Genomic DNA, 18,718 nt, shown 5'->3' with positions numbered 1-18,718 from the left:
TGCTGAGCCTGCGCCCACAGGCTCCCACCAGCATGGGAGGATCTTGACTTGAATAACCCCGCATTAAGCAAGCCCGCGATATTGGCCCTGGAAGACGGTAGCGTGTTTCATGGAATCGCCATCGGCGCGGATGGATTAACAAGCGGTGAGGTGGTGTTCAATACGGCCATGACCGGCTATCAAGAGATCCTCACTGATCTTTCTTATACCCGCCAGATCGTCACGCTAACGTACCCGCATATCGGCAATACCGGCGTTAATGCCGAAGATGTCGAATCGGCATCGATTGCGGCCGCTGGACTGATCATCCGTGATCTTCCTCTGATGGCTAGCAGTTTCCGCTCTGAACAAACCCTGTCGGATTACCTGGAAAGCCAGAACGTGCTTGGCATCGCGGATATCGATACCCGCCGCCTGACGCGTATTTTGCGCGATAAAGGCGCGCAGAATGGCGCGATCCTAGCCGGTGCCGATGCCGAAGGCGATGACGCCGTTGAGCGCGCGCTGGCGGCGGCCAAGGACTTCCCGGGCCTTAAGGGTATGGATTTGGCCAAAGAGGTTTCCTGTAAAGAAGCTTACGAGTGGACAGAAGGGGAGTGGACGCTGGGCGAAGGCTACGCTGACACCACGAAAGGCGAGCGCCCTTACCACGTGGTGGCTTACGACTACGGCGTTAAGTTTAATATTCTGCGCATGCTGGCCGCCCGCGGCTGCCGCCTGACGGTGGTGCCTGCACAAACGCCCGCGGCTGACGTGCTGGCAATGAACCCGGACGGCGTATTCCTGGCCAACGGCCCAGGCGACCCCGAGCCCTGCGACTACGCCATTAAGGCCATTCAGGACGTGCTTGAAACCGATACCCCGGTGTTTGGTATCTGCCTGGGTCACCAGCTGCTGGCGCTTGCCTCGGGCGCCAAAACCGTCAAGATGAGCCATGGCCACCACGGCGCCAACCACCCGGTGCAGGATCTGGATGCTGGCACGGTGATGATCACCAGCCAGAACCACGGCTTTGCCGCTGACGAAGCGAGTTTGCCCGCTAACCTGCGTGCTACGCATCGCTCGCTGTTTGACGGCACGCTGCAGGGCATTGAGCGGACCGACCGGCCTGCGTTCAGCTTCCAGGGCCACCCTGAGGCAAGCCCCGGCCCGCGCGATGTGGCACCGCTGTTTGATCGCTTCGTCGCGATGATGCAGGCGCGCCGCTAACCCGCGCTCCTGCATCATCACTGTATGCCGCTTTTGTCGCTCATCGTCACCATTTTTTGCGGGAACCGTTATGCCTAAGCGTACCGACTTAAACAGTATTTTGATTATTGGCGCTGGCCCGATCGTTATCGGCCAGGCCTGCGAATTCGACTACTCCGGCGCCCAGGCGTGTAAAGCGCTGCGCGAGGAGGGTTACCGGGTTATTTTGGTTAACTCCAACCCGGCCACCATCATGACCGACCCGGCTATGGCCGATGCTACCTACATCGAGCCGATTACCTGGCAGGCTGTCGAGAAAATCATCGAAGTCGAGCGCCCGGATGCCATCCTGCCGACGATGGGCGGCCAGACCGCGCTGAATTGTGCGCTGGATCTGGAAAAGCATGGCGTGCTGGAAAAGTACGGCGTTGAGATGATTGGCGCTAACGCCGACGCGATCAACATGGCGGAAGATCGCGATCTGTTCGACCAGGCCATGAAGCGTATTGGCCTGGAATGCCCCAAGGCAAAAGTCGCGCATACCATGGATGAAGCCTGGGAAATTCAGGCAGAGCTTGGCTTCCCGACCATCATCCGGCCTTCTTACACCATGGGCGGCTCCGGCGGCGGCGTGGCGTACAACAAGGAAGAGTTTGAAGAAATTTGTACGCGCGGTTTCGAGCTTTCCAACAACCACGAGCTCTTGATCGACGAGTCACTGCTGGGCTGGAAAGAGTACGAAATGGAGGTCGTGCGCGACAAGAACGATAACTGCATTATCGTCTGTGCGATCGAAAATTTTGACCCGATGGGCGTGCACACCGGTGACTCGATCACCGTCGCACCGGCACAAACGCTGACGGACAAAGAGTATCAGATCATGCGCGACGCGAGCCTCGCGGTACTGCGCGAGATTGGCGTGGAAACCGGTGGCTCCAACGTGCAGTTCGGTATGGACCCGAAAACCGGCCGCCTGGTCGTGATCGAGATGAACCCGCGGGTATCACGCTCATCCGCACTGGCCTCCAAGGCGACCGGCTTCCCGATTGCCAAAATCGCCGCCAAGCTGGCGATCGGCTACACGCTGGACGAGCTGCAAAACGATATTACCGGTGGACGCACGCCGGCCTCGTTCGAGCCATCCATCGACTACGTGGTTACCAAGATACCGCGCTTTACCTTTGAGAAATTCCCCCAGGCCAACGACCGCCTGACCACGCAGATGAAGTCTGTGGGTGAGGTGATGGCGATTGGCCGTACCTTCCAGGAATCGCTGCAGAAAGCCCTGCGCGGCCTGGAAACCGGTAATGACGGTCTCGACCCGATTATTACTGACTTTACCCCGGACAACATGGCGATCATCCAGGGCGAACTTCAGGCTGCCGGTGCCGAGCGTATTTTCTACGTGGCCGATGCCATGCGCTCAGGCATGAGCGTCGATGAGGTGTTTTCCCTCACCAATATCGACCCTTGGTTCCTGGTCCAGATGGAAGACCTGGTGCTGACGGAAACCGCCGTTGCCAAGCGTTCGCTTAGCGATTTTTCTGCCCGTGAGCTTTATCAGCTTAAGCGCAAAGGCTTTGGCGATGCGCGTCTGGCTAAGCTGCTGAACGTGAGCGAAAAAGAGTTCCGTCAAACGCGCCAGACGGCAGGCATTCGCCCGGTTTATAAGCGCGTGGATACCTGTGCCGCGGAATTTGCCTCGGATACGGCTTACATGTACTCCACGTATGAAGAGGAGTGCGAAGCGGACGTATCGGATCGTCAGAAGATCATGGTGCTCGGCGGCGGGCCGAACCGTATCGGCCAGGGCATCGAGTTTGACTACTGCTGTGTTCACGCCGCGTTCGCCATGCGCGATGACGGCTATGAAACCATTATGGTCAACTGCAACCCGGAAACCGTATCGACCGATTACGACACCTCTGATCGCCTCTACTTCGAGCCGGTGACCCTGGAAGACGTGCTTGAAATCGCTGATAAAGAGAAGCCGGTAGGCGTGATTGTTCAGTTTGGTGGCCAGACGCCGCTGAAGCTGGCGCGTGAGCTGGAAGCTGCTGGCGTGCCGATCATCGGTACCACGCCGGACGCCATCGACCGCGCCGAAGACCGCGAGCGCTTCCAGGTAATGATCGACAAGCTCGGCCTGAAGCAGCCGCCTAACGCCACTGCGCGCAGCTTTGAAGAAGCCTTTGCCAAGGCGGAGACCATCGGTTATCCGCTGGTGGTGCGCCCAAGCTACGTGCTGGGCGGTCGGGCCATGGAGATCGTCTATGACGCCTCCGAGCTTGAGAACTACATGACCAATGCGGTCAAGGTCTCCAACGACTCGCCGGTGCTGCTCGATCACTTCCTGAGTGCTGCCATCGAGATCGATATCGATGCGGTATCGGACGGCCAGCAGGTAGTGATTGGCGGCATCATGCAGCACGTCGAGCAAGCGGGGGTACACTCCGGTGACTCCGCCTGTGCGCTGCCGCCTTACTCGCTGCCTCTTGAGGTGCAGGACAAGATGCGCGAGCAGGTCAAACAGATGGCCGTTGAACTGGGTGTTAAAGGCCTGATGAACGTGCAGCTTGCCTGGCAGGATGGCGAGATCTATGTCATCGAAGTCAACCCGCGCGCCTCGCGTACCGTGCCGTTTGTGTCCAAGTGCATCGGCACCTCGCTTGCCCAGATTGCGGCACGCTGCATGGCGGGCACGACGCTTGCCGAGCAGGGCTTTGAGCGCGAAATCATTCCGCACTTCTATAGCGTGAAAGAAGCGGTCTTCCCTTTCAACAAGTTCCAGGGGGTCGACCCGATTCTCTCACCGGAAATGAAATCTACCGGTGAAGTAATGGGTTCAGGCGAAACCTTTGCCGAGGCCTTCTTCAAGGCGCAGCTGGGCGCGGGCGAAGCAATCCCGGCGCTTGAGGGCGCGCGTAAAGCCTTCCTGTCCGTGCGTGAGCCGGACAAAGAGGGGATTATCGAAGTAGGCCGTTCTCTGCTAACATTAGGCTTCACACTTTGTGCAACACGCGGTACAGCGGCAGCGTTAGAAGCGGCTGGACTGGAAGTGGAGCACGTCAATAAAGTCTACGAAGGTCGTCCCCATATTGTCGATCTGTTGAAGAACGACGATATCGCCTACATCGTGAACACTACCGAAGGTCGTCAGGCCATTAATGACTCTTCGGTCATTCGCCGTACTGCTCTCGCGCGCAAGGTGCCCTATGCAACCACCTTGGCGGGCGCTAATGCCGTTTGCATGGCGCTTGAGTACGGTAGGGAAATTACGGTGCGGCGCCTTCAGGATCTGCATGCAGGAGCAAGTCAATGAACAAGGTCCCGATGACGGTTGCGGGTGAAAAAAGTCTTCGCGAAGAGCTCAATCATCTGAAGGGCGAAGCGCGCCCTCGAGTGATTGCGGCGATCGCTGAAGCGCGTGAGCACGGCGACCTTAAGGAGAACGCCGAATACCACGCTGCCCGCGAACAGCAGGGGTTTATCGAAGGTCGTATTCAGGAAATCGAAAGCAAGCTTTCGGTGGCGCAGGTGATTGATATCACCAAGCTCCCTAATACCGGTAAAGTGATCTTTGGTGTCACGGTGTCGCTACTTAATCTGGATACCGATGCAAGCGTCACCTACCGCATTGTGGGCGAGGATGAGGCGGATATTAAATCTGGCCGCATTTCTGTTACGTCCCCTATTGCGCGCGCGCTGATCGGCAAGGAAGAAGGCGACGTTGCCGTGGTCAAGACACCGGGCGGCGACGTTGAGTATGAAATCGAAAGCGTCGAGTATGTGTAAGCGCTGGTATGTGTAAAAGCGCGTAAAACGAGCGGACGCCCGGTTCATCGGGCGTCCATTAAAAAAGCCCGCGCCTCAGGTTGATATCAACCGAATCGCGGGCTTTTTATCGCTTTTTTAACGATCAGTCAGCGGCGTTTTAGTGGCGGCCGTGGTGATCTTCGAAGCGTGTAACGTTAGAGAGCTTCGGATTCACTTTAGGGTTCTTGCGATAAAGCAGCGCCATTTTACCAATCGTTTGCACGACTTCGGCGCGGCTATCGGTAACCAGTTCGTTTAGCATGGCCGCACGGTCGTCACGCTCAGGCAAAGCAAGTTTCACCTTGATAAGCTCATGATCGTTGAGCGCGCGGTTGAGTTCTGCGAGCAGATTTTCGGAGACGCCGTTTTCAGAAACGGTGACCACCGGGTTAAGGTGGTGGCCAATGCTGCGAAATGCTTTCTTTTGTGCCTGTGACAAGCTCATGGTATCTTGCGGTATCCCGGTTAGCGCTTAACGCTCCATCTTACGGTGAAATGCCACCGAGTGAAAGCAATCGCGTGCAAGCACCCATCTCTTATTCCAGCGTTAGATTCCTACATGCAGCAAAAACCCCCAAGTCGTAAACATTCAGTGAGCAAGACCAGTAATAACTGGAAGAAAGAACATTTTGACGACCAGTATGTGAAACAGAGCTGGCAGGATGGCTATCGCTCGCGGGCAAGCTATAAACTGCTTGAACTCGATGAAAAGGATAAGCTGTTTCGTCCGGGCATGACGGTGATCGACCTGGGGGCGGCGCCTGGCGGATGGAGCCAAGTGGCGGCAGACAAGGTAGGTTCGGAAGGCGTGGTGATTGCTTCCGATATACTAGAAATGGATGCGCTGGCAGGGGTGAACTTTATCCAGGGCGATTTTACTGAGGAATCGGTGCTGAACGCGATTCTTGAGCGCCTGGGAAATCGCCCGGTGGACCTTGTGATGTCGGACATGGCCCCCAATATGAGTGGTATGGCGGCGATTGACCAGCCTCAGGCCATGTATTTGGTAGAGCTTGCCTTGGAACTTGCCCGTGAAACGCTATCTCCTGGCGGCCGGTTTCTCGCCAAAGTGTTTCAGGGGGAAGGATTTGATAGCTACCTGAAAGAGTTGCGCGGCAGTTTTGATCGTGTCGTGACCCGTAAGCCAGATGCTTCGCGGGCACGTTCCCGGGAAGTCTACTTTCTAGCGGAGGGGTTTCGCGGCTAAACTATACCCACAGGTATGGAGCGCGGGCATGAAAACGTGCATAGCAAAGATTTATCATCGCGATTGCCAGACAGGCAGGCGCAAGGTGTGTCACATTATAGGCATGAAATAAGCGTGATACAGATGGCCCAAAGACAATGGTGCTTTGGCAAGGGTTGAACGTCCGGTATGGCTTTATGGTCTTAATGTCGGCGGTTAACTGACGGATTCTTGTAATGAGGGTAGCCCCTTGAACGATATGGCGAAGAACCTGATTCTGTGGCTGGTCATTGCGGCTGTGCTACTGACAGTGTTCAACAATTTTAGTACGGAAAGCGCTCCGCAGAACACGAACTATTCCCAGTTTGTGCAGCAGGTGCAAAATCAGCAGGTCCGCAGCGTTACCATTGATGGCTATACCATTCAGGGTGAGCGTACGGATGGTTCGCAGTTCCAGACTATTCGTCCGGCAGCGGAAGATCCCAAGCTGATGGATGATCTGCTAAGCAATAACGTAAACGTGGTGGGTAAGGCGCCAGAGCAGCAAAGCATCTGGACGCGTCTGCTGATCGCAAGTTTCCCGATTCTGCTGATCCTGGCCATCTTCATGTTCTTTATGCGCCAGATGCAGGGCGGTGCGGGCGGCGGTAAAGGTGGCCCAATGAGCTTTGGTAAATCCAAGGCCAAACTGCTTTCCCAGGATCAGATTAAAACCACGTTTGCTGACGTGGCAGGCTGTGATGAAGCCAAGGAAGAAGTCGAAGAGCTGGTCGACTTCCTGCGCGATCCCACCAAATTCCAGCGCTTGGGCGGTACCATTCCGCGCGGCGTGTTGATGGTAGGCCCGCCGGGAACCGGTAAAACGCTGCTGGCAAAATCTATTGCCGGTGAAGCCAAAGTACCCTTCTTCTCGATTTCCGGTTCGGACTTTGTCGAAATGTTTGTGGGTGTCGGCGCGTCACGCGTCCGCGATATGTTTGAGCAGGCCAAAAAGCAGTCACCCTGCATTATCTTTATCGATGAGATTGACGCGGTAGGTCGTTCACGCGGTGCTGGTATGGGCGGCGGTAACGATGAGCGCGAGCAGACACTTAACCAGCTATTGGTTGAGATGGACGGCTTTGAAGCCAATGAAGGCGTGATCGTGATTGCCGCGACTAACCGTCCGGACGTACTCGACCCGGCACTGCTGCGTCCAGGCCGTTTTGACCGTCAGGTAACCGTTGGCTTGCCGGACATTCGTGGTCGTGAACATATTTTGGGTGTTCACCTGCGCAAGGTGCCGCTGGCAGAAGACGTCAAACCTTCGATCATTGCCCGCGGTACGCCAGGCTTCTCCGGTGCTGATCTGGCCAACCTGGTCAACGAGTCGGCCCTGTTTGCTGCGCGCCGCAACAAGCGCTTAGTGGGCATGGAAGAGCTTGAGCTCGCCAAGGACAAGATCATGATGGGCGCTGAGCGCAAATCCATGGTCATGTCCGACAAAGAGAAGCTTAATACGGCGTATCACGAGTCAGGCCATGCGGTTATCGGCTTGATAATGCCTGAGCACGACCCGGTCTATAAAGTGACGATTATTCCGCGCGGGCGGGCCTTGGGTGTGACCATGTTCCTGCCCGAAGAAGATCGTTACAGCCTGTCGCGTCAGCAGATCCTGAGCCAGATTTGTTCGCTGTTCGGTGGTCGTATCGCTGAAGAGATGACGCTGGGTGCCAACGGTGTCACCACTGGTGCCTCTAACGACATCAAGCGTGCGACTGAGCTTGCTCACAACATGGTAGCGAAGTGGGGCCTGTCGGATGAAATGGGCCCGATCATGTATGACGAGGACGAATCGCATCAGTTCCTGGGTGGCCCGGGCCAGGGCGGCAGCAAGCTCAAATCTGGCGACACGACCACGCGTCTTGATAAAGAAGTGCGCAAGATCATTGATGAGTGCTACGAGCAGGCACGCCAGATTCTGCACGATAATCGTGACAAGCTGGACGCCATGACCGAAGCATTGATGAAATACGAAACCATTGATGCCGCGCAGCTGAAAGACATCATGGAAGGCCGTGAGCCGCGTCCGCCGGAAGGTTGGAATGATGGTGACTCCTCTGGCGGCGGTACTCGCGTTAGCGATGACAAGCCCAAAGCACAAGGCGATTCATCCTCTAGCTCTTCAAGTGATAGCGCTTCAGGCGATGGCACTTCAGGTGACGATGGTGAAGAAGATGACGATCAGCCTCGACGCCGCCCCTCTGACCCGCTAGGTGGCCCTACCGGCCCCTGACCGGTCGCTGGCTACTGCCAAAGGCGCCCCACTTAGGGGCGCCTTTTTGTTATTCTGTAGGCAGGCAAGTAGCAATGCTTCTTTTTTATAGGTAGCAGCATGAAATCAATAATCTACCCTCCTAACTCTCCAGAAATGAATGATAATGTTCATATGCGCTGCGGGCGTCATTCACTGGATATGTCTTTTCCCCGGGTGATGGGGATCTTGAATGTCACGCCCGACTCTTTTTCTGATGGTGGCCGACACGTGGCGCTGGACGATGCACTGCGCCACGCCGAGCGGATGCTGGCCGAAGGCGCGGCGATTATTGACGTGGGCGGAGAGTCCACGCGCCCTGGAGCCAGCGCACTGGGGGCTCAGGAGGAGCTTGATCGTGTTGCCCCAGTGGTAGAGGCGCTAGTACGTGAGTTGGATGCGCTGATATCGGTGGATACCAGCTGCCCGCTGGTGATGCGCGAATCAAGCGCATTAGGTGCGGGGATGATTAATGATGTGCGTGCGCTTGAGCGTGAAGGCGCTTTGATGGCTGCGATTAGCAGCGGGCTCCCCGTGTGTTTAATGCACCGTCAGGGTGAGCCTCAGGATATGCAGCAGGCGCCTTCTTATGATCAGCCGGTAGAAGAGGCCGTTGCCAGCTATCTGGCCCAGCGAGTAGCTGAGTGTGAGGCTGCTGGCCTGCGGCGCAGCCGGTTACTGTTGGATCCAGGCTTTGGGTTTGGCAAGACGGTTGAGCATAATTTGCGCCTGTTAAAAAATATGGACGCGCTACAGTCTCTTAACCTGCCACTGCTGGTGGGAATGTCGCGCAAAAGCATGATTGGCAAAGTGCTGGGACGGCCCGTAGAGGAGCGTCTGGCCGGCGGCTTGGCGCTTTCTGCCATGGCCGTTGAACGTGGCGCCAAGATTTTACGCGTACACGATGTAGGCCCGACGGTAGATGCCGTTAATATGGCCTGGGCAGTACTCCAAGAGGGTTGCGAAATGCCGTTTAATGAGGAAAGACACCCATGACACGACGCTATTTTGGTACCGATGGAATTCGCGGTACGGTCGGGCAGTCACCCATCACCGCTGATTTTATGCTTAAGCTTGGCTGGGCAGCGGGCCAGGTGCTGCGTCGCGAAAAAGGTCGTACGCGCGTGCTAATTGGTAAAGATACGCGCATTTCTGGCTATATGTTTGAGTCAGCGCTTGAGGCTGGGCTTTCGGCGGCGGGGGTTGATGTCTCGCTTCTGGGGCCAATGCCGACACCGGGCATTGCCTACCTGACACGCACCTTCCGCGCTGATGCAGGTATCGTGATCTCAGCTTCCCATAACCCGTTTGACGATAACGGCATCAAGTTCTTCTCGGCAGAAGGCAAGAAATTGCCTGATGAGACGGAAGACCGCATTGAGGCGATGCTGGAGGCGCCGTTGACCACCGCTGAAGCAGCGCAGCTAGGGAAGGCAGCGCGCATTGATGATGCGGCCGGGCGCTACATTGAGTTTTGTAAATCGACGCTGCCGGACCGTTTGAGCCTGCATGGTTTAAAAGTGGTGCTGGACTGCGCTCATGGCGCGACTTACCACATTGCGCCCAGTGTTTTTCGCGAGCTGGGGGCCGAGGTCAGTGTGATTGGCGCCTCGCCTGACGGGGTGAATATCAACCACCAGGTGGGCTCGACGCATCCGTCGGCCCTACGTGCCTCGGTTATTCATCAGGGCGCTGACCTGGGGATTGCCTTTGATGGTGACGGCGATCGTGTGCTGCTGGTCGATGCTGACGGACGTGAAGTGGATGGCGATGACATCCTCTATCTCATCGCCTGCGACCGCCATGAGCGCGGCCTGCTTAATGGTGGCGTCGTCGGCACGTTGATGAGTAACTTCGGCCTTGCCGTGGCGCTTGAGAAGCTGGGTATTCCGTTTAAGCGCGCCAAGGTGGGTGACCGCTTTGTCATGGAGATGATGGCGGCTAATCATTGGGAGTTGGGTGGCGAGGCTTCTGGGCATATCGTGTGTAGCCATGTGCAAACCACCGGTGACGGGATTGTGGCCGCTCTGCAGGTGCTGGCGCTGATGATGCGTGAGCAGAAATCATTGCCAGTACTGCTTCAGGGCTTGGAAAAAACGCCGCAGGCGTTAGTTAATGTGCGCTTACCTGCCGGAACCCAGGCGCGCGACGTCATGGCCTCAAGCGCTTTGCAGGAGGCCGTCACTGCGCTGGAAAAAGAACTGGGTGATCAGGGGCGGGTGCTATTGCGTCCCTCGGGTACTGAGCCGCTGATTCGCGTGATGGTGGAAGGACGCGAGCACTTGAATGTGAATCAACTGGCTCAGGGGCTGGCTGATCAGGTTCAAGCCTTGCTCAATTAGTCCAGTTGTGTTTGCCAGCGGTTGTCTTGACAAGGCGGCTCCTATACCATTTCGCTCCACCTGGAGTGAGGAGAGTCGATGCGTACGCCATTAATTGCCGGTAACTGGAAAATGAACGGGTCCACGGCACTGATCAATGATTTCGGCAGCGCGTTTGCTGACGTGTCGTTGCCGGAGGCTCTGGAGATTGTGGTTATTCCGCCATTTCCCTATCTGGAGGCGGCGCGTCAGTCGTTTCGCAATACACCGCTTCAGCTTGGCGCACAAACGCTTAACCCTAATGGCTCGGGTGCGCATACGGGTGAAGTGAGCGGCCGGATGCTCCAGGAGTTTGACGTGACGTACGTACTGGTCGGCCATTCCGAGCGGCGCGAGCTTTACCGCGAAAGCGACGAACAGGTGTTTGATCGCTTGTTAGCCGCGCTTCATGTAGGGCTTAAGCCGATCCTGTGCGTAGGAGAGTCGCTTGCCGAGCGTGATGCAGGGCAGACTATGGACGTGGTATTGCGCCAGGTCGGTTACGCTATGGCACGCCTGGAGCCTGAGCAGCGCCAGCAGGTTGTGATTGCCTATGAGCCCGTATGGGCGATTGGTACTGGGCGCACAGCGACCCCGGAGCAGGCTCAGGAAGTGATGGCCGGTATTCGAGCCTACCAGGCAGGGTTTAGTACAACGCTCGCCGAGCAGTTACGCTTGCTCTACGGCGGCAGCATGAATGCAAAAAATGCGGCTGAGCTACTTGCCCAGCCGGATATCGACGGCGGTTTGGTGGGCGGTGCTTCGCTCAAAACCGACGATTTCTACGCCATTTGTCAGTCAGCAGGATAACGCCATGCAAGTTGCAATTCTTATGGTCCACGTGGTGATTGCGGTCGCCCTGGTTGTATTGATCCTGCTTCAGCAGGGTAAAGGTGCCGAAGCCGGCGCTGCGTTTGGGGGCGGTGCCTCACAAACGGTCTTTGGCTCTCGGGGTAGCGGCAGCTTCTTGTCGACTACTACGGGTATTCTGGCAGCAGGTTTTTTCGTGACCTCCATGGCGCTTGCCTACTTTGCAACGCAAGCAGGACAGGCGCCGGAAGCCGGTATTCCAGACTCGCGCTTGATCGAGCAACAGCGAAGCGTTCCAACGCTTGACGATAGCCCTGCAAGTGTGGATAATACCGCGCCAGTGCTAGAGGAAAGCAGCGAGTAATCGTGATGTCGCTTTCTATAGCCTCCCCTGATGCCGAAGTGGTGGAATTGGTAGACACGCTATCTTGAGGGGGTAGTGACCGTATGGTCGTGCGGGTTCAAGTCCCGCCTTCGGCACCATCTGATTCGCTGGCTCGCCAGCTTCCCAGATTCTTTTTCAAAGCTGTATTTTGTCAAAACGCATTGTTTCGTCAAAAAACATTTTGCTAAAGAGAGCAGGTTTGGCACCTGAGACGAAAAGATAGCTTGACGTAAGTGGTTCAAGTGTCTATTATCGTCGACCTAGATTGATGCGGGGTGGAGCAGTCTGGTAGCTCGTCGGGCTCATAACCCGAAGGTCATCGGTTCAAATCCGGTCCCCGCTACCATTATTCTAGTAGCATGTTAGCTAAACGGTTTGCCTGGCAGAATGTGTTTTAAATGATCTGCCAACAAGGTCACCCGTTACAGGCAATAAGTCTGTCACATGTTGCTAAAATGGTATTACAGGTTTCTTATGAAAAGCCCCTTCCTGTGAAGGGGCTTTTTGTTAGCAAGCTTTTTGTTAACAAGAGTGTCTCAAGAGCGGATATCGTCCGAGTTGCCGGAGACACATTCCGGGTAACGCCAATCAGCCACCTAGCTTTTCTTATAACTCCTGGCCAGGTGCCTGATGCAACGGCTATAGGAGCTTTGTCTGTGGCCACAAAACACGCTGCGCTACATGCACTAATAGAACCTGTCGTTTCCGCCATGGGCTTTGAACTGTGGGGTATCGACCATCTTTCCCAGGGCAAGCAATCGCGGCTGGTGATCTACATCGAACGCGAAAGTGGTGTCAATGTGGAAGACTGCGCCGATATTAGTCGCCAAGTCAGTGCTGTGATGGACGTGGAAGACCCCATCCCCGGTGAGTACCGGTTGGAAGTTTCTTCGCCCGGTATGGCACGCCCCTTATATACCCTGGATCAGTTTATTCGCTATCAAGGCCATCATGTCGCGCTTAAGCTGCGCGTTGCGTTTGATGGTCGGCGTAAATACCAGGGGCTCTTGGCGGGTGTCGAGGGTGATGAGGTACTGATACAGCTGGATGGCGAAGAATACTGCTTTCCCATCGAAAGTATCGATTCGGCGCACATCGTACCGCAGTTCGATTAACCGGGTGGCGGCGCTGCCGGCAGGCTGCCGGGGTGATGCACAAAAAGGACAGGTTTTCTGGCGAGGCAAACGCATGAGTAAAGAAATTTTAATGGTCGTTGACGCGATCTCTAATGAAAAAGGCGTCCCCCGGGATGTCATCTTTGAGGCGGTAGAAGCCGCTCTTGCGAGCGCGTCACGCAAGCGTTTTGAGAATGAAGAAGCCAACGTGCGGGTTCATATTGACCGTCGCACGGGGGAATACGACACCTTCCGCTACTGGACTGTAGTAGAAGATGACGAATTCGAAACGCCAGATTACGAAATCAAAGAAACCATCGCCGAACAGCGCGATCCGCCGTTAAAACTGGCCGACGTTGTCGAGAAAAAGATTGAAAATGCGGTGTTTGGCCGTATTGCTGCCCAAACGGCGAAGCAGGTCATCGTACAAAAAGTACGTGAAGCCGAGCGCGCTGAAGTGGTGCGTCAATACGCTGACCGCGAAGGCGAACTGGTGGCCGGTATTGTTAAAAAGACCACCCGCGACGGCCTGATTATCGATTTGGGCGAGAATGCCGAGGCATTCCTGCCGCGTAATGAAATGATCCACGGTGAGCGTTACCGCATGAATGAGCGGGTTCGCGCACTGCTGGTCAAAGTTGACCCGGATGCACGGGGCGCTCAGCTTCAGCTGTCGCGTACCAATCCCGCGTTGATTATCGAGCTGTTCAAAATTGAAGTACCTGAAATTGCTGAACAGCTGATTGAAATTAAAGGGGCTGCCCGCGACCCCGGCTCACGTGCCAAAATTGCGGTTAAAACCAACGATCGACGCATCGACCCGGTGGGTGCATGCGTAGGTATGCGCGGTTCGCGCGTTCAGGCGGTCTCATCCGAGCTGCAAAATGAGCGTGTTGATATCGTGCTGTGGGACGACAATCCCGCCCAGTTGGTGATTAACGCCATGGCGCCTGCCGATGTTGGGTCTATCCTTGTCGACGAAGATGCCCACGCAATGGACGTTGCCGTTGCACAGGATAACCTGGCACAGGCAATTGGTCGTAGCGGTCAGAACGTACGCCTGGCATCCGAGCTTACCGGCTGGCGTATCAATGTGATGACCGAGGAAGAGGCCGAATCCAAGCGTGAGCAGGAAATTGATAGTCTGGTGGATTCTTTCATTCAGCATCTGGGTATCGACGATGATGTCGCCCGCCTGCTGGTGGAAGAAGGCTTTACCACCTTGGAAGAAGTTGCCTACGTGCCGCTTGAAGAGATGCTTGAAATCGAAGAATTCGATGAAGATTTGGTTGAAGAGCTGCGTGCACGCGCTAAAGACGAGCTGCTGACGATGGCGATTGCCTCGGAAGAAGCGCTAGATGGTGCTCAGCCAGCAGCCGACTTGCTGGAAATGGACGGTATGGAGCGTCATCTGGCGTTCACGCTGGCCAGCCGCGGCATTATCACCATGGAAGATCTCGCCGAGCAGTCTGTCGACGATCTGGTCGATATCGAGGAGTTGGACGAAGCGCGCGCAGCGGCACTGATCATGACTGCCCGTGCGCCCTGGTTTGAAGACGATAACGCATCGGATTCGAACACACAGTAAACAGGTCACGGGCTGAGGAGGGTCACTATGTCAGATATGACAGTTAAAGATTTTGCAGTAAAGGTGGGCCGTGATGTGCCCCGCCTATTGGAACAAATGAAAGAAGCTGGCCTTAAGCACGCCTCTGAAGGCGATGCCGTGTCTGAAGAAGACAAGCAGAAACTGCTGAGCTTTCTGAAGAAAAGCCATGGCGGCGACGGCGAGACTGATACAAGTAAAAACCGTATCACGCTGACCCGTAAAACGCGCAGCCGTATTAAAACCGGCGAGCGTGGCAAAACGATCGAAGTGCAGGTACGTAAGAAGAAAACGTACGTTAAAAGCGCCGAAGAAGATAAACCGAAAGCCGCTGAGCCCAAGCATTCTGGCCCGCGCCAGCTGGTAGGCGATATGGCTGAAGCCGAAGCTGAACGTAAAGTTCGCGACGCGCGTGAAGCCGAAGAAAAAGCCGCCGCTGCCAAAGCCAAGGCCGCTGAAGACGCAGCGCGTAAAGCAGACGAAGCGAAAGCCGCGGCTGAGCCGAAGCCTGCGCCCAAGGTGGAAGTGCCCGAGCTTCAGATCGACGACACGCCTCCGGCAGAAGATATGCCACCAGCGCCGCCGAAAGAAGGTCGTACCGACCGTCGTACCGCGCCGCCCAAGAAGGCTGCTGCGAAGAAGAAAGGTCGTGACGACGACGATGACCGTGGCGATCGCGAAGAGCGTAAGCGTGGCGGTGGCGCGAAGAAAGTAAAACGCGCCGAACGTCGTGGCGGTCGTCGGGGTGGCGCAAGCCAGAGCGGCAACGGCAAGCATGGCTTCCAGAAACCGACCCAGCCGATCGTGCGTGAAGTATCGATCCCTGAGTCGATCAGCGTTGCTGATCTGGCCGACAAAATGTCGATCAAAGCCAACGAAGTGATCAAGGCCATGTTTAACATGGGCGCGGCCGTGACTATCAACCAGACCATCGATCAGGATACTGCAGCGATCGTGGCGGAAGAGATGGGTCACAAGGTCAAACTGGTGAAAGATGACGCGCTGGAAACGGAAATGCTCGAAGGCATCTCCTACGAAGGCGAAGAGATCACGCGTTCACCGGTGGTTACCGTCATGGGTCACGTTGACCATGGTAAGACCTCGCTGCTTGATTACATTCGTCGCGCCAAAGTAGCTACCGGCGAAGCGGGTGGTATTACCCAGCACATCGGTGCTTATCACGTTGAGGACAATCACGGTGGTGTGACCTTCCTGGATACCCCTGGTCACGCTGCGTTTACCGCCATGCGTGCTCGTGGTGCCAAGGCAACCGACGTGGTTATTCTGGTGGTAGCTGCCGATGACGGCGTCATGCCCCAGACTGTTGAGGCGATCGAGCACTCCAAAGCGGCCGAAGTACCCATGGTCGTGGCGGTGAACAAGATTGATAAGCAGGGCGCCGATTTTGACCGCATTCGTAACGAACTCTCGCAGCATGGCGTGATTTCCGAAGAGTGGGGCGGCGATACTCAGTTTGTTCACGTTTCCGCCAAGACCGGTGACGGCATCGAAGAGCTGCTGGAAGCCATCCAGCTGGTCTCTGAAGTGCTTGAGCTTAAAGCGGTACCGTCGGCACCTGGTAAAGGCGTGGTCGTTGAGTCACGCCTTGATCGCGGCCGCGGTCCGGTTGCTACCGTACTGGTCCAAAACGGTACCCTGAAAAAAGGCGATATCGTCCTGGCAGGCCTGCATTACGGCCGTGTACGTGCGCTGACCAACGAACTTGGCCAACAGGTTGAGAACGTCGGTCCCGCCATGCCCGTAGAGATCCAGGGTCTGGACGGCACGCCGGATGCCGGTGACGACTTCATGGTCGTTGCCGATGAGAAGAAAGCCCGTGAAGTGGCTAACTTCCGTCAAGGCAAATACCGCGAAGTACGCCTGGCGCGTCAGCAGAAAGCCAAGCTTGAAAACATGTTCAGCCAGATGGGCCAGGACGAAGTGGCCAAGGTCAACATCGTTCTTAAAGCCGACGTACAAGGTTCGCTCGAAGCTATCAAAGGTGCCTTGGAAGAGCTCTCCACAAGTGAAGTGGAAGTGGCGGTGGTTTCTTCCGGTGTCGGTGGTATCACGGGTACCGATGCCAACCTGGCGCTGGCCAGTGAGGCCATCGTGGTCGGCTTCAACGTGCGTGCCGACGCTGCTGCCCGCGAGATCATCGAGCGTGAAGGCCTGGATCTGCGCTACTACAGCGTCATCTACCACTTGATTGATGAAGTCAAGCTGGCGATGAGCGGTATGCTCGCGCCGGAGTGGAAAGAAGAAATCGTGGGTGTTGCCGAAGTACGCGACGTGTTCCGTGCGCCGAAGATCGGTGCGGTGGCCGGCTGTATGGTCGTCGAAGGTTCAGTGTTCCGTAACAAGCGCATCCGTGTACTGCGTGACAACGTGGTCATCTACGAAGGTGAACTCGAGTCGCTGCGCCGCTATAAAGACGACGTCCAGGAAGTACGTAATGGCGTTGAGTGTGGCATCGGGGTGAAGAACTACAACGATGTCCAGGTCGGCGATAAGATCGAAGTCTTCGATCAAGTCAAAGTCGAGCGCAGCCTGTAAGGCCGCGAGGAGACAACCATGCGCGAATTTAAGCGTACCGACCGAGTAGCCGACCAGCTCCAAAAGGAGCTGGCGGTACTTATTCAGCGCGAAGTCAAAGACCCGCGTTTGGGCATGATCACAGTGAGCGGCGCGACCGTTAGCCGTGACCTGGGTTACGCCGATATCTATGTCACCCTGCTGGGTGAACAGGAGCCCGAGCGTATCAAGGAGAACCTTCAGGTGCTTAAGCGCGCCGCTGGTTTTCTGAGAAGCCAGATTGCCAAACGTATTCAGCTACGCCATGTCCCTGAACTACGCTTTCATTACGATGAGAGCGTGGTGCGTGGGCAGCACCTCTCTTCGCTGATTGAAGAGGCTGTGTCGACTGATCGGGCTCGTCAAGCAGATGAAGAGGGTGATTCTGATCAAGGTGAGGAGACGCGCTAATGGCCCGTCGCCGTCGCGGTTTACCGGTCAATGGTGTATTGCTTCTGGATAAGCCCAAGGGCATTTCCAGCAACCATGCCCTGCAGCGTGTGCGTCGTTTGTTCGAGGCCCAAAAAGCTGGACATACCGGCACGCTGGACCCCATGGCAACCGGCTTACTGCCGATTTGCCTGGGCGAGGCCACCAAGTTCTCCGCGCACCTGCTGGAAGCCGACAAGATGTATCGCACCCGCGTTGAACTGGGTGTGATCACCGACACCGGCGATGCAGAAGGCACAGTGATTGAGCGCCGCGATGTGCCGACGTTAACAGCGGATGATATTGAAGCTGCTATTGCTTGCTTTCGCGGTGAGATCGATCAGGTGCCGCCGATGTATTCGGCGCTCAAGCATCAGGGCAAAAAGCTCTATGAGCTGGCCCGCGAGGGTAAGCAGGTAGAGCGTGCAGCGCGGCGGGTAAGCGTGTATGATGCGCGCCTGCTTGCGTTTGACGGCGAAGCCTTCGAGCTTGAAGTCACCTGCAGTAAGGGGACTTACATCCGCACGCTGGCCGAAGATATCGGTTTGGCGCTTGGGTGTGGTGCTCACATCAGCCAGCTCCGCAGGCTCAAGACAGGGCCTTTTACGGGCGATGCAATGTGGACGCTGGAAGCGCTTGAAGCATTGGCTGATCAGGCCTCGCGTGAGGCTGAATTAATGCCCGCTGATGTGCTGGTAGATCATCTGCCGACGCTTGAGGTGGACGAAACGGCTTACGGGCGCCTAGCCCACGGTCAATCGGCCAACTTGAGTATTGGTACGCTGGCCCCCGATGCATTGGCAAGACTTTATTATGCCGAGACGTTTATCGGCCTCGGTGTTGTAAAAGGTGCTCAGGAAGTAGCGCCCAAGCGGCTGTTAAGTACCGTCGCTATCTCGTAAGAGCTTGGGTAAAACGTTGCAAGGATGTAGCGATTTACGCAAAATTAGTGTTGT

Annotated in this window: 15 protein-coding genes and 2 tRNA genes; 16 read left to right on the top strand and 1 reads right to left on the bottom strand. The window is 56.1% G+C overall.

Translation table 11 applies throughout. From position 1 onward, the window contains the following. The first annotated feature begins 48 nt into the window (after window positions 1-48). The 3 genes from carA (at window position 49) to greA (ending at window position 4,983) form a co-directional block, all read left to right on the top strand. A complete protein-coding gene (gene carA / locus INT33_RS09665; RefSeq protein WP_192537969.1) occupies window positions 49-1,209 on the top strand; it encodes a glutamine-hydrolyzing carbamoyl-phosphate synthase small subunit in 1,161 nt (386 codons plus the stop codon). Between the two features lie 70 nt (window positions 1,210-1,279). After that, window positions 1,280-4,510: a carbamoyl-phosphate synthase large subunit gene (gene carB, locus INT33_RS09660; protein ID WP_192537968.1), complete on the top strand. Its 3,231-nt coding sequence runs from the start codon at window positions 1,280-1,282 to the stop codon at window positions 4,508-4,510. Beyond that, on the top strand, window positions 4,507-4,983 hold the full coding sequence (gene greA / locus INT33_RS09655; protein WP_192537967.1) for a transcription elongation factor GreA: 477 nt from the start codon (window positions 4,507-4,509) through the stop codon (window positions 4,981-4,983). Before carB ends, greA begins: the two co-directional genes overlap by 4 nt. Window positions 4,984-5,122: 139 nt before the next feature. Here greA and yhbY read toward each other — a convergent pair whose 3' ends face one another. Next, the gene (gene yhbY / locus INT33_RS09650; protein WP_192537966.1) at window positions 5,123-5,449 is read right to left on the bottom strand and encodes a ribosome assembly RNA-binding protein YhbY; all 327 of its coding nucleotides are present in this window, start codon (window positions 5,447-5,449) and stop codon (window positions 5,123-5,125) included. A gap of 114 nt (window positions 5,450-5,563) precedes the next feature. Here yhbY and rlmE point away from each other — a divergent pair, with 114 nt between their 5' ends. The 13 genes from rlmE to truB all read left to right on the top strand — a co-directional run bounded on the left by rlmE (window position 5,564) and on the right by truB (window position 18,664). After that, window positions 5,564-6,211 (top strand): 23S rRNA (uridine(2552)-2'-O)-methyltransferase RlmE, encoded by a 648-nt coding sequence (gene rlmE, locus INT33_RS09645; protein WP_192537965.1) that lies wholly within the window; start codon window positions 5,564-5,566, stop codon window positions 6,209-6,211. 229 nt (window positions 6,212-6,440) lie between these two features. Beyond that, window positions 6,441-8,465, top strand: a complete 2,025-nt coding sequence (ftsH, locus tag INT33_RS09640) for an ATP-dependent zinc metalloprotease FtsH (RefSeq protein ID WP_192537964.1) — start codon at window positions 6,441-6,443, stop codon at window positions 8,463-8,465. Between the two features lie 99 nt (window positions 8,466-8,564). Next, on the top strand, window positions 8,565-9,479 hold the full coding sequence (folP, locus tag INT33_RS09635) for a dihydropteroate synthase (protein WP_441676344.1): 915 nt from the start codon (window positions 8,565-8,567) through the stop codon (window positions 9,477-9,479). Continuing rightward, window positions 9,476-10,825: a phosphoglucosamine mutase gene (glmM, locus tag INT33_RS09630; protein ID WP_192537963.1), complete on the top strand. Its 1,350-nt coding sequence runs from the start codon at window positions 9,476-9,478 to the stop codon at window positions 10,823-10,825. Before folP ends, glmM begins: the two co-directional genes overlap by 4 nt. 78 nt (window positions 10,826-10,903) lie before the next feature. Further along, on the top strand, window positions 10,904-11,653 hold the full coding sequence (gene tpiA / locus INT33_RS09625; RefSeq protein WP_192537962.1) for a triose-phosphate isomerase: 750 nt from the start codon (window positions 10,904-10,906) through the stop codon (window positions 11,651-11,653). Window positions 11,654-11,657: 4 nt separating this feature from the next. After that, the gene (gene secG / locus INT33_RS09620; RefSeq protein ID WP_192537961.1) at window positions 11,658-12,017 is read left to right on the top strand and encodes a preprotein translocase subunit SecG; all 360 of its coding nucleotides are present in this window, start codon (window positions 11,658-11,660) and stop codon (window positions 12,015-12,017) included. Between the two features lie 32 nt (window positions 12,018-12,049). Then, window positions 12,050-12,136: transfer RNA gene (locus INT33_RS09615), tRNA-Leu, on the top strand. A gap of 171 nt (window positions 12,137-12,307) precedes the next feature. Further along, window positions 12,308-12,384: transfer RNA gene (locus tag INT33_RS09610), tRNA-Met, on the top strand. A gap of 310 nt (window positions 12,385-12,694) precedes the next feature. Further along, window positions 12,695-13,153: a ribosome maturation factor RimP gene (gene rimP / locus INT33_RS09605; protein WP_193091756.1), complete on the top strand. Its 459-nt coding sequence runs from the start codon at window positions 12,695-12,697 to the stop codon at window positions 13,151-13,153. A 73-nt stretch (window positions 13,154-13,226) separates the two neighbouring features. Continuing rightward, window positions 13,227-14,741, top strand: a complete 1,515-nt coding sequence (gene nusA, locus INT33_RS09600) for a transcription termination factor NusA (RefSeq protein ID WP_192537960.1) — start codon at window positions 13,227-13,229, stop codon at window positions 14,739-14,741. 27 nt (window positions 14,742-14,768) lie between these two features. Continuing rightward, window positions 14,769-17,315, top strand: a complete 2,547-nt coding sequence (gene infB, locus INT33_RS09595; protein WP_193091755.1) for a translation initiation factor IF-2 — start codon at window positions 14,769-14,771, stop codon at window positions 17,313-17,315. 18 nt (window positions 17,316-17,333) lie between these two features. Continuing rightward, window positions 17,334-17,744 (top strand): 30S ribosome-binding factor RbfA, encoded by a 411-nt coding sequence (gene rbfA / locus INT33_RS09590; RefSeq protein ID WP_018917555.1) that lies wholly within the window; start codon window positions 17,334-17,336, stop codon window positions 17,742-17,744. After that, window positions 17,744-18,664, top strand: coding sequence for a tRNA pseudouridine(55) synthase TruB (gene truB, locus INT33_RS09585; RefSeq protein WP_192537958.1), 921 nt, complete (start codon window positions 17,744-17,746; stop codon window positions 18,662-18,664). Before rbfA ends, truB begins: the two co-directional genes overlap by 1 nt. Window positions 18,665-18,718: the final 54 nt, after the last annotated feature.

The sequence above is a fragment of the Halomonas colorata genome, from assembly GCF_014897985.1.
Lineage (GTDB): Bacteria > Pseudomonadota > Gammaproteobacteria > Pseudomonadales > Halomonadaceae > Vreelandella > Vreelandella colorata.
Note: the sequence above shows the minus strand (reverse complement) of the source record. Positions and strands in the feature narration are given on the sequence as shown.

Coding starts and splice junctions, on each gene's coding strand:
- carB (WP_192537968.1), top strand. CDS start 1,280: ATGCCTAAGCGTACCGACTTAAACAGTATTTTGATTATTGGCGCTGGC.
- greA (WP_192537967.1), top strand. CDS start 4,507: ATGAACAAGGTCCCGATGACGGTTGCGGGTGAAAAAAGTCTTCGCGAA.
- yhbY (WP_192537966.1), bottom strand. CDS start 5,449: ATGAGCTTGTCACAGGCACAAAAGAAAGCATTTCGCAGCATTGGCCAC.
- rlmE (WP_192537965.1), top strand. CDS start 5,564: ATGCAGCAAAAACCCCCAAGTCGTAAACATTCAGTGAGCAAGACCAGT.
- folP (WP_441676344.1), top strand. CDS start 8,565: ATGAAATCAATAATCTACCCTCCTAACTCTCCAGAAATGAATGATAAT.
- glmM (WP_192537963.1), top strand. CDS start 9,476: ATGACACGACGCTATTTTGGTACCGATGGAATTCGCGGTACGGTCGGG.
- tpiA (WP_192537962.1), top strand. CDS start 10,904: ATGCGTACGCCATTAATTGCCGGTAACTGGAAAATGAACGGGTCCACG.
- secG (WP_192537961.1), top strand. CDS start 11,658: ATGCAAGTTGCAATTCTTATGGTCCACGTGGTGATTGCGGTCGCCCTG.
- nusA (WP_192537960.1), top strand. CDS start 13,227: ATGAGTAAAGAAATTTTAATGGTCGTTGACGCGATCTCTAATGAAAAA.
- infB (WP_193091755.1), top strand. CDS start 14,769: ATGTCAGATATGACAGTTAAAGATTTTGCAGTAAAGGTGGGCCGTGAT.
- rbfA (WP_018917555.1), top strand. CDS start 17,334: ATGCGCGAATTTAAGCGTACCGACCGAGTAGCCGACCAGCTCCAAAAG.
- truB (WP_192537958.1), top strand. CDS start 17,744: ATGGCCCGTCGCCGTCGCGGTTTACCGGTCAATGGTGTATTGCTTCTG.